The 15,498-nt window shown below is 56.4% G+C and carries 17 protein-coding genes and 2 tRNA genes; 11 read left to right on the forward strand and 8 right to left on the reverse strand.

Annotated features, from left to right (window positions below; all coding sequences use genetic code 11):
* Nucleotides 1-12 precede the first annotated feature (12 nt).
* Nucleotides 13-654: a riboflavin synthase subunit alpha gene (locus AC4IBF_RS12310; protein WP_095442481.1), complete on the reverse strand. Its 642-nt coding sequence runs from the start codon at nt 652-654 to the stop codon at nt 13-15.
* 225 nt (nt 655-879) lie between these two features.
* On the opposite strand from AC4IBF_RS12310, the gene mdtK reads away from it, so the two are divergent.
* The 4 genes from mdtK (at nt 880) to AC4IBF_RS12330 (ending at nt 4,279) form a co-directional block, all read left to right on the forward strand.
* Complete coding sequence (gene mdtK / locus AC4IBF_RS12315; protein ID WP_491462848.1) at nt 880-2,253, forward strand: MdtK family multidrug efflux MATE transporter; 1,374 nt, start codon at nt 880-882, stop codon at nt 2,251-2,253.
* A gap of 153 nt (nt 2,254-2,406) precedes the next feature.
* A tRNA-Val gene (locus AC4IBF_RS12320) sits at nt 2,407-2,483 on the forward strand.
* Between the two features lie 4 nt (nt 2,484-2,487).
* Nucleotides 2,488-2,564: transfer RNA gene (locus AC4IBF_RS12325), tRNA-Val, on the forward strand.
* Nucleotides 2,565-2,683: 119 nt separating this feature from the next.
* Nucleotides 2,684-4,279, forward strand: a complete 1,596-nt coding sequence (locus AC4IBF_RS12330) for an FAD-NAD(P)-binding protein (protein ID WP_143345011.1) — start codon at nt 2,684-2,686, stop codon at nt 4,277-4,279.
* Between the two features lie 28 nt (nt 4,280-4,307).
* Here the strand turns inward: AC4IBF_RS12330 and AC4IBF_RS12335 are convergent, their stop codons facing one another.
* Entirely contained in the window at nt 4,308-4,943 is a 636-nt protein-coding gene (locus AC4IBF_RS12335; protein WP_109844381.1) for a carbonic anhydrase, read from the reverse strand.
* Nucleotides 4,944-5,015: 72 nt separating this feature from the next.
* Nucleotides 5,016-5,798, reverse strand: coding sequence for an MBL fold metallo-hydrolase (locus AC4IBF_RS12340; protein WP_479974895.1), 783 nt, complete (start codon nt 5,796-5,798; stop codon nt 5,016-5,018).
* A 125-nt stretch (nt 5,799-5,923) separates the two neighbouring features.
* Here AC4IBF_RS12340 and AC4IBF_RS12345 point away from each other — a divergent pair, with 125 nt between their 5' ends.
* Nucleotides 5,924-6,064: a hypothetical protein gene (locus tag AC4IBF_RS12345; protein ID WP_003857665.1), complete on the forward strand. Its 141-nt coding sequence runs from the start codon at nt 5,924-5,926 to the stop codon at nt 6,062-6,064.
* 94 nt (nt 6,065-6,158) lie between these two features.
* Here the strand turns inward: AC4IBF_RS12345 and AC4IBF_RS12350 are convergent, their stop codons facing one another.
* A complete protein-coding gene (locus AC4IBF_RS12350; protein WP_038419198.1) occupies nt 6,159-6,326 on the reverse strand; it encodes a hypothetical protein in 168 nt (55 codons plus the stop codon).
* A 246-nt stretch (nt 6,327-6,572) separates the two neighbouring features.
* Here AC4IBF_RS12350 and AC4IBF_RS12355 point away from each other — a divergent pair, with 246 nt between their 5' ends.
* The 4 genes from AC4IBF_RS12355 to AC4IBF_RS12370 are packed head-to-tail and all read left to right on the forward strand — an operon-like array spanning nt 6,573 to nt 9,667.
* Complete coding sequence (locus AC4IBF_RS12355) at nt 6,573-7,403, forward strand: ABC transporter substrate-binding protein (protein ID WP_473719694.1); 831 nt, start codon at nt 6,573-6,575, stop codon at nt 7,401-7,403.
* A gap of 2 nt (nt 7,404-7,405) precedes the next feature.
* Nucleotides 7,406-8,221, forward strand: a complete 816-nt coding sequence (locus AC4IBF_RS12360; RefSeq protein ID WP_479974896.1) for an amino acid ABC transporter ATP-binding protein — start codon at nt 7,406-7,408, stop codon at nt 8,219-8,221.
* Complete coding sequence (locus AC4IBF_RS12365) at nt 8,221-8,997, forward strand: amino acid ABC transporter permease (protein ID WP_479974897.1); 777 nt, start codon at nt 8,221-8,223, stop codon at nt 8,995-8,997. Before AC4IBF_RS12360 ends, AC4IBF_RS12365 begins: the two co-directional genes overlap by 1 nt.
* Nucleotides 8,981-9,667: an amino acid ABC transporter permease gene (locus tag AC4IBF_RS12370; protein ID WP_479974898.1), complete on the forward strand. Its 687-nt coding sequence runs from the start codon at nt 8,981-8,983 to the stop codon at nt 9,665-9,667. The genes AC4IBF_RS12365 and AC4IBF_RS12370 overlap by 17 nt, the downstream gene beginning before the upstream one ends.
* On the opposite strand, the gene fumD is transcribed toward AC4IBF_RS12370, so the two are convergent.
* The 4 genes from fumD to AC4IBF_RS12390 all read right to left on the reverse strand — a co-directional run bounded on the left by fumD (nt 9,648) and on the right by AC4IBF_RS12390 (nt 12,487).
* On the reverse strand, nt 9,648-9,857 hold the full coding sequence (gene fumD, locus AC4IBF_RS12375) for a fumarate hydratase FumD (protein ID WP_008500615.1): 210 nt from the start codon (nt 9,855-9,857) through the stop codon (nt 9,648-9,650). The genes AC4IBF_RS12370 and fumD overlap by 20 nt on opposite strands.
* Before the next feature lie 110 nt (nt 9,858-9,967).
* Entirely contained in the window at nt 9,968-10,780 is an 813-nt protein-coding gene (locus AC4IBF_RS12380; RefSeq protein ID WP_008500616.1) for a MetQ/NlpA family ABC transporter substrate-binding protein, read from the reverse strand.
* Between the two features lie 23 nt (nt 10,781-10,803).
* Nucleotides 10,804-11,472 carry a methionine ABC transporter permease gene (locus tag AC4IBF_RS12385; protein WP_491462849.1) on the reverse strand — a complete coding sequence of 223 codons (669 nt, stop codon included), beginning with the start codon at nt 11,470-11,472 and terminating at the stop codon, nt 10,804-10,806.
* Nucleotides 11,465-12,487 carry a methionine ABC transporter ATP-binding protein gene (locus AC4IBF_RS12390; protein ID WP_491462850.1) on the reverse strand — a complete coding sequence of 341 codons (1,023 nt, stop codon included), beginning with the start codon at nt 12,485-12,487 and terminating at the stop codon, nt 11,465-11,467. Before AC4IBF_RS12390 ends, AC4IBF_RS12385 begins: the two co-directional genes overlap by 8 nt.
* A 400-nt stretch (nt 12,488-12,887) precedes the next feature.
* Here AC4IBF_RS12390 and AC4IBF_RS12395 point away from each other — a divergent pair, with 400 nt between their 5' ends.
* Together AC4IBF_RS12395 and AC4IBF_RS12400 are read left to right on the forward strand one after the other, a co-directional pair.
* Complete coding sequence (locus AC4IBF_RS12395; RefSeq protein WP_491462851.1) at nt 12,888-14,258, forward strand: pyridoxal-phosphate dependent enzyme; 1,371 nt, start codon at nt 12,888-12,890, stop codon at nt 14,256-14,258.
* 11 nt (nt 14,259-14,269) lie between these two features.
* A complete protein-coding gene (locus AC4IBF_RS12400) occupies nt 14,270-15,415 on the forward strand; it encodes a trans-sulfuration enzyme family protein (RefSeq protein WP_491463320.1) in 1,146 nt (381 codons plus the stop codon).
* The last annotated feature ends 83 nt before the right edge of the window (nt 15,416-15,498 follow it).

The raw sequence follows: 15,498 nt of genomic DNA on the forward strand, positions 1-15,498 counted from the left end.
CGGGGTTATTTTTTATTCTTCTTCGGCGGTCTTTATTATTGCGGCTTCTTTTGCTGCCAGCACGCGCTCAACCGTATCAACCACAGCCTGGGTCTGCGGATCGATTTCGATATTCACGCGATGCCCCAGTTTTTTCGCGCCCAGCGTGGTGCGCTGCAGCGTTTCAGGAATTAAATGCACGCAAAAACGCGTTGGCGTCACTTCCCCTACCGTCAGGCTAATCCCGTCAATGCCAATAAATCCTTTATAGAGAATGTATTTCATTAATGACGGGTCCTGCATTTTAAACCAGATTTGACGGTTATTTTCCGAGGTCACGATTTTCGCCACTTCGGCGGTGGTCATGATGTGCCCCGACATAAGATGACCGCCAATCTCATCGCTGAACTTCGCCGCGCGCTCAACGTTGATGGTATCGCCTACCACCAGCTCGCCCAGGTTAGTGATCCGCAGCGTCTCTTTCATTAAATCAAAGCTAATCTGGTTGCCGTTAATTTCGGTAACGGTCAGGCAGCAGCCGTTATGGGCAATCGACGCGCCGGTTTCAATGCCCTCGAGCATATATTCCGGCAGCTCAACAACATGAGTACGGAAATTAGGTTTTTCATCAATGGACACCACTTTGGCAGTGCCCTGCACAATACCAGTAAACATGCTTACAACTCCTGTTTTTTCCGAACGGTGATGACACCGTTTAATCCCTCCACAATAACAGTTGGAAAAACAGGTTGCCAGCAGAGCGCATTTTCTGGCGATTTTTTCACTAGATAAATAGCTAAAGCCCGCTACAATAGCTGGCACCCCCCTGCATTTTCTTCTTGCTGCCAGTTTCGGCGGCTTTTTTAGTCTCTCATATAACTACAAAATAAAGGTGTTCACGTGCAGAAGTACATGAATGAAGCGCGCCAGCTATTGGCACTGGCTATACCAGTGATCGTCGCGCAGGTGGCCCAGACCGCAATGGGATTTGTGGATACGGTAATGGCAGGTGGCTACAGCGCCACCGACATGGCGGCCGTTGCTATCGGCACGTCAATCTGGCTTCCGGCCATCCTGTTCGGCCACGGTCTGCTGCTCGCGCTCACGCCAGTTATCGCTCAGCTCAATGGTTCGGGGCGCCGCGATCGCATTGCCCATCAGGTCCGCCAGGGCTTCTGGCTGGCAGGATTTGTCTCGGTGCTAATTATGGTCGTGCTCTGGAACGCGGGCCATATCATTCGCGCTATGCATAATATTGACCCGGCACTGGCAGACAAAGCCGTGGGTTATTTGCGCGCGCTGCTCTGGGGTGCGCCTGGCTACCTCTTCTTCCAGGTGGCGCGTAACCAGTGTGAAGGCCTGGCGAAAACCAAGCCCGGCATGGTGATGGGCTTTATCGGGCTGCTGGTCAACATTCCCGTTAACTATGTCTTTATTTACGGTCATTTCGGGATGCCGGAGCTGGGCGGCGTCGGCTGCGGCGTGGCGACGGCCGTCGTTTACTGGGTAATGTTCTTCTCGATGCTTACCTTCGTGAAGCGCGCCCGCTCCATGCGCGATATTCGTAACGAGCACAGATTCAGCACGCCGGACTGGAACATCATGACGCGTCTGGTGCAGTTAGGGTTGCCGATTGCCCTCGCGCTGTTCTTTGAGGTGACCCTGTTTGCCGTGGTCGCCCTGCTGGTCTCCCCGCTGGGCATTGTGAACGTCGCCGGGCACCAGATCGCGCTGAACTTTAGCTCCCTGATGTTCGTCCTGCCGATGTCGCTGGCGGCGGCGGTGACGATTCGCGTAGGCTTCCGCCTGGGCCAGGGCTCAACGCTCGATGCGCAAACGGCCGCCCGAACCGGACTGGGCGTCGGCGTCTGCATGGCGATCTGTACTGCGCTCTTTACCGTTGCATTACGCGAGCAGATCGCTCTGCTCTATAACGACAATCCGGAAGTCGTCACGCTGGCATCGCACCTGATGCTGCTGGCCGCGATTTACCAGATTTCTGACTCCATTCAGGTGATTGGCAGCGGCGTGCTGCGCGGCTATAAAGACACGCGTTCCATCTTCTTTATCACTTTCATCGCCTACTGGGTGCTGGGTCTGCCGTGTGGCTATATTCTGGCCCTGACCGACCTGGTGGTTGAGCGCATGGGGCCGGCAGGGTTCTGGATGGGCTTTATCATCGGCCTGACCTCGGCGGCGATTATGATGATGATGCGCATGCGCTTCCTGCAGCGCCAGCCATCAACGGTCATTTTGCAACGCGCTGCACGTTAACGACGCAGTAGCCGCCGCCTGGCGGCTACTTTCTCTTCACTTTGCGCGGTAATACAGCAATCGCGTGAAATCAGAGAGAAAATTGCATTTTCCCTCTTGCCACCTCGATGCTGTGCCGCTAATATTCGTCCCCGTTGTCACCGACAACACGTTGCGTTCATAGCTCAGTTGGTTAGAGCACCACCTTGACATGGTGGGGGTCGTTGGTTCGAGTCCAATTGAACGCACCATTCTGCGTCCGTAGCTCAGTTGGTTAGAGCACCACCTTGACATGGTGGGGGTCGGTGGTTCGAGTCCACTCGGACGCACCATTTCAGTCCTGAAATGGTGCAACTCCTCTTCTGATATCCTGAATTTTCCTAATCCCTTATTTTCTTCATTGTTCTCCTGCTACGCTTTTCCTATGGAAAAAAACACAGGAAACGTGTTGATGAAGAAGATCGCGATTATCGGCTCCGGCCCCACAGGGATTTACACCTTTTATCACCTGCTTAAGAACAGCACGCCGCTCTCCGTTTCCGTTTTCGAACAGGCCGATGAAGCCGGCGTGGGAATGCCCTATAACGACGACGATAATTCCCGGCTGATGCTGGCGAACATTGCGAGCATTGAAATCCCGCCCATTTTTATGACCTACCTCGACTGGCTCAAGGAACAGAGCGACGCCCATCTGTCGCGTTTTAAGGTTGATAAAGCCAGCCTGCACGATCGGCAGTTCCTGCCGAGGATCCTGCTGGGGGAGTATTTTCGCGACAGCTTTCGATCAATCGTAAAAGAGGCGAAAAAGCTGGGGTTCCAGGTTGAGATCCATGAATCAGCGAAGGTCACCGACATCAACCCTTCGACAACCGGCGTGACGATTTCGGTCAACGACCGCGCCCTACCGGATAAATTCGACCTGGCGGTTATCGCCACCGGCCACGTCTGGCCAGAGGAGGATGAAGCCACGCGCACGTTCTTCCCAAGCCCGTGGTCCGGCCTGATGGATGCCAGCATTCCCCCTTGCCGCGTGGGCATTATGGGCACCTCGTTGAGCGGTCTCGACGCGGCTATGGCGGTGGTGATGCAGCACGGTGAGTTTAGTAACGGTAAATTCATCCTCGACAACGGCAGCGAAGGGTTACACATTACGCTGATGTCCCGGACGGGCATTCTGCCGGAAGCCGATTTTTACTGCCCTATTCCTTACGAACCGCTGTCGGTTTTGACCGAATTCGTGGTGGAAAGCGAGATAGCCAAAGGACCGGATGGCCTGCTTGACCGCATTTTTGCCCTGATGGTCAAAGAGCTTCAGCTTGCCGATCCGGCATGGTGCGAGAAAATGTCTCTGCATACGCTGAATGCGGACACTATTCGTGAGGCCTGGTTTGAGGATCGTAAACGCCACGGCCCCTTTACCTGGGCGGAAGAGAATCTCAACGAGGTTGAACGCAACAAACGGGAACGCCGTACCGTGGCCTGGCGCTATACCGTGCTTCGGCTGCATGAAGTGGTTCAGGAAATCGTCCCCCATCTCGATGAGCAAGACGGTGAACGCTTCAGTCAGGGGCTGGCTCGGGTATTTATCGACAATTATGCCGCCATTCCTCCGCAGTCTATCCGCAGGCTGCTCGCACTTCGCGAAGCCGGCATCATCAGCGTGGCCGCGCTCGGTGACGACTACACGCTCGACGTTGGCAGCGATCGAACGGTGATAACCACAAAAGAGACCGTCTATCGTTTCGACGTATTTATTGACGCACGCGGACAAAAGCCGCTCAAAACGAAAGATCTGCCCTTCCCGACGCTGCGAAAACAGCTGGAAGCAACGGGAGATCGGATACACGATATCGGCGAGGATTACACCTTAAAAGCGCCTGACACCGTGCGCGGACGCATCGCCTTCGGCGCGATACCGTGGCTGATGCACGACCGTCCCTTCGTTCAGGGGCTGGCAGAATGTGCTGAGATTGCAGAAGCGATGGCGAAGGCGGCTGAAAAACCCGCGTCGGGATCGCGGAGAAGGTTACCGTATATTGAGATCTGACAGGGCTTCCATGCCCTGCTGTCGGTAATTACTCGAAGAAGACTTCCGGGTTTTCCGACAGCGAAACGAAACTTTTCGTCGCTTTATCCAGCGCGAGGATTTCGCCGCTTTCAATATCGTACACCCAGCCGTGCAGTCGGATGGAGTTATTACGCAGGCCCACCGCAACGGACGGATGGGTCTTGATGTTGCTCAGCTGCGCAAACACGTTTTCCTGCACCATCGCATTGACCTTATCGATCGGCTTATCCCAGGTTTTCTTCTCAACCACGGCTTTCGCCGCGTCGGAATAGCGCAGCCAGTGTGACACCGCAGGCATCGGCTCCAGGTTCGCGTTATCGGCAATCGCCTTCATTGCGCCACAGTTGGAGTGACCACAAATCACGATATCCGTGACGCCCAGCGCCACCACGGCGTATTCGATGGTTGCGGACACACCGCCAGGCTCCGGTCCGAACGGCGGCACGATGTTGCCAGCATTACGAATGACAAAGAGTTGTCCTGGCTCTTGCTGGGTGACCAGTTCCGGGACCAGACGGCTGTCGGAGCATGAGATGAACAGCGCTTTGGGATTCTGGCTGGACGCTAAACTGCGGAAGAGTTCTTTACGTTGCGGGAAAATCTCTTTTTGAAAGCTGAGAAAACCTTCAATGATATGTTGCATAGCAATGTCTCTTTTATCTGTTTTAGTTTAGGTATGATCGAGATCACACTCGTAAAGTTTACCCATCGTGGTTTACTTCAGACAAGCAATATATTTCTGGCCCGACCGCTGCACGATCTCGTCCGCACTGGCCAGGATGTTCTGCCCTTCGAACGCGCCGTAAAGACGTTCAAAGGTTTTGCCTTCGAGATGACTCACCACCGACGCCACCGTTCGGGCCGGCAGCGGGAGATAATTCGGGTAGCTCCACATAAACGAGACGGCGTCTTTACCCGGCGTGATCTGCAGAATATCGCCCACCAGCAATACCCCGTCCCCCTCCTGCCAGTGCAGCACCGTCCCCCCGGCAAAATGCCCGCCCAGACGCAGCAGGGTAACCGACGGGCAAATCTCCAGCGCATCCCCCTCCCAGAAATGAATGGCAGGGCTGTCGCGCATGACCCACTCTCTGTCGCTGGCGTGCAGGTACACCGGCGCGTCAAACGCCGCAGCCCACTCCTGCATCGTGGTGTAATAGTGCGGGTGTGAAATCGCAATCGCGCTGATGCCGCCGAGCGAGGCGATGAGGGTTTGGGTTGCGGCATCGAGGTTGGCGATGCAGTCCCAGAGGATATTGCCGTGCGGCGTTTGCAGAAGCAGCGCCCGCTGGTTGATAGCAAACGCCGGGACCGTTTTGATACCGAACAATCGCGGCTCCAACTGCTGCCATTTGTTGCTGTGCGTCGCGTTGACGGTATCGAGATCGGTCCACGCCTGTCCCGTGATGGGCACATACTGGCGTTCATCCTCACAAATTGGGCATCTTTCCGGCTGCGTATCGTAGGCGGTTCCACAGGTTTTACAGAGTGTAATCATGTGCTCTCCTCAGCGATAAAGCACTGAGTATGGCAGGGATTATCCTTATGTGCTGCGAGGTACATTGCTGGCTTTTTTTGCCCTATACTGTGCCAGTATCGAAAACTGAACAGAGCAGGTGCAACATGGAAATTGATCTCGATAACTTAGTCTTTAACGGTCTGGATGAAGCAGAAGAGCGTAATGCGGAACGTCTGGACGATGCAGACAAAAAAGCGCAGGCGATTGTCGCCGACGACGACTGCGGCGACGCCTGCAAGATCTAATAAAAAAAGCACCGGGAAACCGGTGCTTTTTTTATTTCACTCGTTAAACGTCACGCACACCTCGTTCCAGTAGGTTTCGCGCGTGCGGCGCAGTTCAGCGTGACGTTTTATCATGGAACCACTCCGGGTCAATGTTGGCAACGTCTACGCCATACAGGCTGGCGACAGGCAGTATCGACTCAAGAACACGTTGCGCGCTGTTCTCCGCATTCGCTGGCCGGGCCGCAAAAAACCGCCGTAACGTGCTGATCCACTTTTTCATCGTCTTACCCTCTCTCGCCGTGTCTGACCTCAGTTAAGCACCCAAATCCCGTGCAGGGGAAATACCAAAATCCACTGTCTATGTGCAGGATCTGCAAATAGCACCCTCGTCCTTTTCACTCTTCATTAACACCTTGTTCACTAATGCTTTTTTGCTCATAGCAAAGAACGATTTCTTATTTGGCGATAGCTTTCCCTTATGGGAGCGTAACGGGGTAAAACAAAAACAACGGGATGGCGAATGACTATGGCAGCAAAAATGAAAGGGTTTAAAAAACGGACGCTGGCTCTGGGCGTAGTGGCAGCCTGGGGCCTGTTTTCAGCGCAGGCGCAGGCCGATCAGCTGGCGGATATCAAGGCAGCAGGGGTGGTGAAAGTGGCCACGTTTGATGCCAACCCGCCGTTTGGCTCGATTGATGCCAAAACGCATGAGATCGTGGGTTACGACGTGGACTTCGCCAAAGCGCTGGCAAAATCGCTCGGCGTGAAGCTTGAACTGGTTGCCACCAATCCGGCCAACCGCATTCCGCTGCTGCAGTCCGGCAAAGCCGACCTGATTGTGGCGGATATCACCATCACCCCGGAACGCGCACAGGTCATTGATTTCTCGACGCCTTACTTCGTTACCGGCCAGCAGTTCCTCGTTCCGGCGAAATCACCGGACAAGCTCGATGACTATAGCCGGGCGCGCATCGGCGCAGTCAAAGGAACGACGGGCGAGCAGGCGCTGCACCAGCGTTTCCCGCAGTCCCGCGTCCTCTCTTATGACGACATTCCCCTGGCGCTGACCGCACTGCGCAACGGCAACGTACAGGCCATCACTCAGGACAGCACCATTCTGGCCGGTCTGCTGGCGCAGGCGCCGGACAAAGCCAACTTCAAAATCCTGCCCGACCTGCTCAGTAAAGAAGAGATTGGCGTAGGGGTGAAGAAAGGTGAAACGGCGCTGCTGAAAGCCGTTAACGACGAACTGGTTAATCTCGAGAAGACCGGTCAGGCGGCAAAAATCTATGATGTCTGGTTTGGTCCTGGCACCCCTGCTCCACAGCCGCGCGCCTTTAAAATAGAAGCCAGGTAATTATGCTCTCAGGTTTATTTTCACACTCCGCGGCCGGTGCCGCGGATTTTTCACATCTGGAACAGGCCAGCGTCAAGTTTCGTCATGTGGACAAACGCTACGGTGACCATCAGGTTTTAAACGACATTAACCTCACCATCACGCCCGGAGAAGTGGTTGCCATCCTCGGCCCTTCAGGCTCCGGTAAATCCACCCTGATCCGTCTTATCAACCAGCTTGAAACCCTGAGCGGCGGGGAGATTCTGGTCGACAACAAGCCTACCGGAAAGCTCTCCGGTACCGGGCTGCGTCAGCTGCGTAGCCGCGTGGGGTTTGTGTTCCAGCAGTTCAATCTTTACGCCCATCTCACCGCCAGCCAGAACATCACCCTGGCACTGGAGCACGTTCACGGCTGGAAGCCACAGCCAGCCCAGGCGCGCGCGCTGGCCCTGCTGGAGAAAGTCGGGATGCTGGAAAAGGCCCACCATTACCCGGCAGAGCTTTCCGGCGGGCAGCAGCAGCGCGTGGCGATAGCCCGCGCCCTCGCCTCTTCACCGCAAATCATTCTGTTTGATGAACCCACCTCCGCGCTGGATCCGGAGATGATTGGTGAAGTGCTGTTCGTGATGAAAGCCCTCGCCCACAGCGGGATCACGATGATCGTGGTGACTCATGAGATGCAGTTTGCCCGGGAAATCGCCGACCGGATTGTCTTTATCGACGGCGGGCAAATTCTGGAAACCGCGCCGCCGGCGCAGTTTTTCAGCCAGCCAGCGCATCCGCGCGCGCAGCGCTTCCTGCAAAAGGTGCTCAACCCGCTGCATCAGGAGCATCTGTAATGCCCGCGCTCGACTGGCAGGGGGTACTGACCGGACAGCCTCTGCAGTGGATACTCTCCGGATTCCTCACCACCCTGTGGGTGACGCTGGCGGGGATCGTGCTGGCCAGCCTGCTCGCACTGCTCTTTATGCTCCTGCGCCTGTCCGGCGGACGCGTCGGGAAAGCGATCGTCAGCGGCTGGGTATCACTCTTTCGCAATACCCCGCTGCTGGTGCAGCTACTGTTCTGGTATTTTGCCGCCTGGAACGGGCTGCCGCAGGCGTTTCGCGACGCGGTCAACGCCGATCACAGCTGGTCGATTCTGCCCGGCGACGTCTGGTGGTTTACGCCCGAATTTTTATGCTCTGCCTGGGGGCTGGGCGTTTTTACCTCGGCGTTTTTAATCGAAGAGGTGGAAGCAGGATTGCGTTCCGTGCCCGCCGGGCAGCGGGAGGCGGCGCTCGCCCAGGGATTCTCAGCATGGCGCGTATTTCGCTTCATCCTTCTGCCGCAGGGCCTGGCCAACGCCTGGCAGCCCGTTGTGGGCCAGTATCTCAATCTGATGAAGCTCTCCTCGCTCGCCAGCGGGATTGGCTTCGCCGAGCTCACCTATCAGGTCAGGCAGATCGAAAGCTATAACGCGCACGCGCTGGAGGCGTTTACCCTCGGTACCGTGCTCTATCTGCTGACCGGCCTGGTCATGGGGATGGTGCTGGTACGCCTTGGGCCACAGGCGAAACGTAAACGCCCGAACGTCGTCATCGCAGGGAGTGAAAAACATGATTGCCGGACTTAATGTCATCACCGATAACCTCGATTATCTGCTGTGGGGACGCGCGGCAACGGGTGAACCGGGAGGCGTACTGCTTTCGTTAATGATGGCAGCAGGCGCTGCGGTTATCGCTCTGCCCGGAGGGATACTGCTCGCGTGCCTGGCCTGGCGCTTTACCGGGCTCGTGCGAAAAGTCCTCTTTTTATGGGCAGAGCTGATTCGCGGTATCCCGCTCATCTTCGTAATTTTCTGGATGTGGTATCTCCTGCCGCTCATCACCGGGGGCGATCTGCCCGGGGCGCTGACCGTCACGCTGGCGCTGGCCTGGTTTACGGCGGCCACCGTGATGCACTCGGTGCTGGCCGGGCTGAGCGCACTGCCGACCGGGCAGTACGAGGCCGCGCTGTCTCAGGGCTTCAGCACCCAACAAACCCTGTTGCGCGTGCTGCTGCCGCAGGCGCTGAGGAATATTCTGCCGTCGCTGGTGGGGATTTTTATCAGCCTGCTGAAGGATACGTCGCTGGCGTTTATCGTGAACGTCCCTGAACTGACCACGGTGGCGGGACAGGTCAACAACCGGGTGCAAATCTACCCGGCGGCCATTTTTATCTTTACGGGCGTGGTTTACTACCTGCTCTGCTGCTCGCTCGAGCAGCTTGCGAAGCGCTGGCGCCTTACCCGGCCAGCGCTTTAACCACCGTTTCCATTGCTTCGGTTGTCAATTCACTGCGTTTAACGCGCTGGTTCGCCAGCGCGGTACGCAGGACTCCGGCAATGACAATATGCTTTGGCTCCTGCCCTAAATCACGCATCTCGAGCACCACCTTTCCGACCACCCGGCACATCTCCTGGTATAGCGCTTCATCTTTGGTCACGTTACCCATCGTCATCACTCCATTGCCTTTTAAACGTTGAGCTTAAATGATTCTCCAGCCGGATACAAAAAAGAAGCCCGGCGATAGACTCGCCGGGCTTCATCAGCAAAATCAGTAAATTAGTTGTTTACAGGAATAACCGCGCCTTTGTACTTGGTGCGGATCCAGTCCTGAATCTCTTTCGAGTGCAGCACGTTCACCAGCGCGACGATATCTTTCTTCTTCTCGTCACCGCGGTGTACGGTAATGATGTTGGCGTACGGGTTGTTTTCACCGCTCTCTACCGCAATCGGGTCGTGAACCGGATCCAGACCGGCGTCAATCGCGTAGTTGGCGTTGATCACCACCGCATCGCCTTCGTTGTTGTTGTACATCTGCGGCAGCAGAGACGCTTCAACGTTAGGCGTGAACTTCAGCTTTTTCGGGTTCTCGACGATGTCGCTGATGCGCGCGGTCACTTTATCGATGCCCGGCTTCAGCTTGATCACGCCCTCTTTCTCGAAGATGGAAAGAATACGCCCCTCTTCAGAAACCGCGTCACGCATGATGATCTTGCCACCTTCCGGCAGGTCTTTCAGCGACTTGTATTTTTTGGAGTAGATGCCGATTGGCTCAATGTGGATCGCGCCCGCACTGACAAAATCGTAGTCCTTATCGCCCGCATGATCTTTCAGCACGCTGTTCAGGTAAGGAATATGCTGGAAATAGTTCGCGTCGATGTCATGACCCGCCAGCGCGGTATTCGGCAGAATGTAATCCTGGAACGGTTTAATCTCCAGGTCGATACCCTGCTTCGCCAGAATCGGCTTAGCCTGCTCCAGAATTTCCGCATGCGGCGTGTTGGACGCGCCCACGGTCAGTGTGTCGGCCCAGGAGGCGAAGCTCAGGGCGCTCAGGGTTGCTGCGGCGATCAGTGTCAGTGTCTTTTTCATGATGTGGTTCCTGTGTGTATTTATTAGCGTTTATCTAACAGTGAAGTAATGACATCGCCGCAGAACTGGATAATGAAAACGATGATTAAAATGGTCACCGTTGCCACCAGCGTGACGTCACCATGGTTGCGCTGGAATCCTTCCAGATAAGCCAGATTTCCCAAACCACCGGCGCCAATCACCCCCGCCATTGCGCTGTAGCTCACCAGCGCAATCAGCGTCACCGTAATACCTGATACCAGTGCGGGTGATGATTCCGGCAGTAAAACCCGAAACACGAGCGTGCTCAGTCGTGCGCCCATCGAGCGCGTCGCTTCAATCACGCCTTTATCCACTTCACGCAGGGAGATCTCCACCAGGCGTGCGTAGAACGGTGCGGCACCCACTATCAGGGCCGGCAGCGCCGCGTTGGCGCCAAGAATGGTGCCGACGACGGTCTTGGTGAACGGGATCAGCAGCACAATCAAAATGATGAACGGAATCGAGCGGAACACGTTCACCACAATCGAAATCACGCTGTAGACCGTGCGGTTATGGAACAGACCGCCGCGCGCGGTTAAAAACAGCGCCAGACCCAGCACGATGCCCAGCACAAAGGTCGCCACGCCGGACAGCGCGGTCATGTACAGCGTCTCAAGCGTCGCCGCCCAGAGCTGATCCCACTTGAGATGCGGAAAGAGATTCTCAGCCATGTTTAATCACCTCGCCTTCAATATCGCTGTGCTGCAGGTCGGCGAGGATATTGTTCAGTTGTTCGTCAGATGCCACGACGTGCACCCAGAGTTGACCAAACACGCCGTGAGCGGTTTGGGTCATTTTTCCGTGCAGGATGTTAAACGGCAGGCCGTAGCGCAGCGTCAGTTCGCCCACAATCGGCTTATGCGTGCTGTGCCCGGTAAAGGTCAGCCTGATGACCGTCCCTTCCAGATCGTTTGCCAGTTCGGTATTGAACGTTTCTTCTTCAGCGTACTGGCTCACCTGACGCACAAACTGCTGCGTAATCGGCTGCTGCGGATGGGTAAAGACGCTCAGCACGTCTCCCTCTTCCACCACCTTACCGTTCTCCATTACCGCCACGCAGTCGCAGATTTTGCGCACCACGTGCATCTCGTGCGTGATGAGCACGATGGTCAGCTTAAAGCGGCGGTTAATATCCAGCAGCAGATCGAGGATCTGATCGGTGGTCTGCGGGTCAAGCGCGGAGGTGGCTTCATCGCAGAGCAGCACATCCGGGCGATTAGCCAGCGCACGCGCAATACCCACGCGCTGCTTTTGACCACCGCTCAGCTGCGACGGATAGGCATGCTCGCGGCCTTTCAGGCCAACGAGTTCAATAAGCTCGGCCACGCGGGCCTTAATTTCGGCTTTCGGTACGCCGGCAATTTGCATCGAGAACGCAATATTCTCGCTGACCGTGCGCGACCACAGCAGGTTAAAGTGTTGAAACACCATGCTGATCTTCAGACGCGCCTGGCGCAGCGCTTCACCTTTTGCGGCAGAAATGTTCTGCCCGTTGATGGTTACGCTGCCGCTGCTCGGTTTTTCCAGACCATTCAGCAGGCGGATAAGCGTACTTTTACCTGCGCCGCTGTAACCAATGATCCCGTATATCTGTCCCTGTGCTATCGTCAAATTGACGTTATCAACGGCTGTGAGTACCACCTTTCCGTTGTCAAAAACCTTCGAAATATTGCTCAGTACAATCATTCTTATTCATTATCCGTGCCGCCCGTGGCGGTTTAGCAGTATGGATGTCCAAACGATAGTAAACAGGCGTTACCCGCTTTTAAATGAACAAAAAAGAATGTGTTATAACTTTCCGAAATAAACAGCGGATTTACCGGGTGGGAAGCATTTAGACCAATTTCAGCAATGATTATCTGGCGGATGCATATCTGCTGGCGGACGGGCGCAAAAAACGGTCATTTTTGCAGCATTTTATCCCGATATAGCCATCCTCACATCCAGACAACTTTACGTCTTGCTGTCCTGCCATCCAGAAATGGCATTTATATTCCTTTCTGTTCTAAACGGCAGTGAATGGTTCTTTATTGAGAAAATTTCACCGCCCTATCATCCCGTCATGACATCCAGAAAGGAAAACATCATGACGATTTATCACTCCGTCACCGAACTGATTGGTCGTACCCCGCTGATCCAGCTGCATAAGCTTGATACCGGTCCCTGCTCGCTCTTTCTGAAGCTGGAAAACCAGAACCCGGGCGGTTCGATTAAGGATCGCGTTGCGCTGTCGATGATTAACGAAGCGGAACGTACCGGTAAACTGAAGCCTGGCGGCACGATAATTGAGGCTACGGCGGGCAATACCGGTCTCGGCCTGGCCCTAATCGCCGCCCAGAAAGGCTACTCGCTGATTCTGGTGGTGCCGGACAAAATGAGCCGCGAGAAGATTTTCCACCTGCGCGCGCTGGGTGCCCAGGTGGTGCTGACCCGCTCCGACGTCAATAAGGGCCACCCGGCCTATTACCAGGATTACGCCCAGCGCCTGGCGAACGAACTTCCCGGCGCGTTTTACATCGACCAGTTCAACAACGAAGCCAACCCGCTGGCGCACCGCACAACCACGGCGCCGGAACTGTATGAACAGCTTGACGGCCGGATCGACGCCATCGTCGTGGGCGTCGGCTCAGGCGGCACGCTGGGCGGCCTGCAGGCGTGGTTCGCCGAGCACTCTCCGCATACTGAATTTGTCCTGGCAGACCCGGCCGGATCCGTGCTAGCCGACCAGGTGGAAACCGGATGCTACCACGACGCGGGCTCCTGGCTGGTTGAGGGAATTGGCGAAGACTTTATTCCGCCGCTGGCCCACATTGAAGGGGTGAATCGCGCCTGGCGCATCACCGACCGCGAAGCCTTCACCACCGCGCGCGAGCTGCTGAAAACGGAGGGCATTCTGGCGGGCTCCTCCAGCGGCACGCTGCTTGCGGCCGCGCTGAAGTATTGCCAGGCGCAGACCACGCCGAAGCGCGTGGTGACCTTCGCCTGCGACAGCGGCAATAAGTATCTTTCGAAGATGTTCAACGACGACTGGATGCGACAGCAGGGGCTCATCACGCGTCCTCAGGCCGGCGATCTCTCCGACTATATCGCCCTGCGCCACGATGAAGGCGCCACCGTTACCGCCGCCCCGGACGACACGCTTTCCACCGTACTGGCACGCATGCGCCTGTATGACATCTCCCAGCTGCCGGTGCTGGAGAACGGCAAGGTGGTGGGTATTATCGACGAGTGGGATCTTCTGCGGCATATCGGCGGCGACGGCGATCGCTTCGCGCTGCCGGTGACGGCAGCCATGACGCGTCAGGTGGAGTTTCTTGATAAACACGCCCCGGAAAGCGCCCTGCACGCCATCTTCGACCGCGGCCTGGTGGCCGTCATTAATGACAACGACCGTTTTCTCGGTCTGATTACGCGCAGCGACGTTCTGACCGCCTGGCGCAACCGTCTTCAGCAATAAAGGAACAGATGATGAAAAACCTGGCTACCCTGAGCGTCCACAGCGGCGAGTTCAACGACCAGCACGGCGCCGTCATGCCGCCGATTTACGCCACCTCGACGTTTGCGCAACCGTCACCCGGCGAGCATACCGGCTATGAGTATTCGCGCAGCGGCAACCCTACCCGCCACGCGCTGGAAACCGCGATCGCCGAACTGGAGGGCGGCGCGCGCGGCTACGCCTTCGCCTCCGGTCTGGCGGCCATCTCCACGGTGCTCGAACTGCTGGATAAAGACAGCCATATCGTCGCCATTGATGACGTTTACGGCGGGACGTACCGCCTGATCGAAAACGTGCGCAAACGCAGCACCGGCCTGCAGGTCAGCTGGGTTAAACCGGACGACCTCGCCGGGCTCGAGGCCGCCATCCGCCCGGATACGCGTATGGTGTGGGTCGAGACGCCGACCAACCCGCTGCTGAAGCTGGCGGATCTGGCGGCCATCGCGGCAATCGCCCGTCGTCATAACGTCATCAGCGTGGCGGATAACACCTTCGCGTCGCCGGTGATCCACCGTCCGCTGGAGTCTGGTTTCGATATCGTGGTGCACTCTGCCACCAAATACCTTAACGGCCACTCTGACGTGGTCGCCGGGCTGGCGATTGTCGGGGATAACAAGGAACTGGCGGACAAGCTGGGCTATCTGCAAAACGCGGTGGGCGGCGTTCTGGATCCGTTCAGCAGTTTCCTGACGCTGCGCGGTATTCGCACGCTCGCGTTGAGGGTAGAAAAGCACAGCACCAACGCGCTGGCGATTGCGCAATGGCTGGATCAGCACCCTCTGGTCGAAAAAGTGTTCTATCCCGGCCTGGAATCGCATCCGCAATATCAGCTTGCCCGCACGCAGATGGCCCTGCCCGGTGGGATGATTTCCGTCGTGGTAAAAGGCGATGCGCAACGAGTCACCGAGGTGATTCGCAACCTGAAGCTGTTCACCCTCGCAGAAAGCCTGGGCGGCGTGGAAAGTCTGGTGAGCCAGCCTTACAGCATGACGCACGCCTCCATTCCGCTGGAGCAACGCCTGGCAAACGGCATTGTGCCGCAGCTGATCCGCCTGTCAGTCGGGATTGAAGATCCGAAAGACCTGATTGCCGACCTCAGCCAGGCGCTGCAGAAATAAGCAAATGGCGGCAGGTCCATCACCTGCCGCCACAAGTTGTCATCATGGCTTAACGCCTTGATAACAATATTATGAGAAACAGC

It is taken from the genome of Enterobacter sp. Taxon_8 (assembly GCF_058354585.1).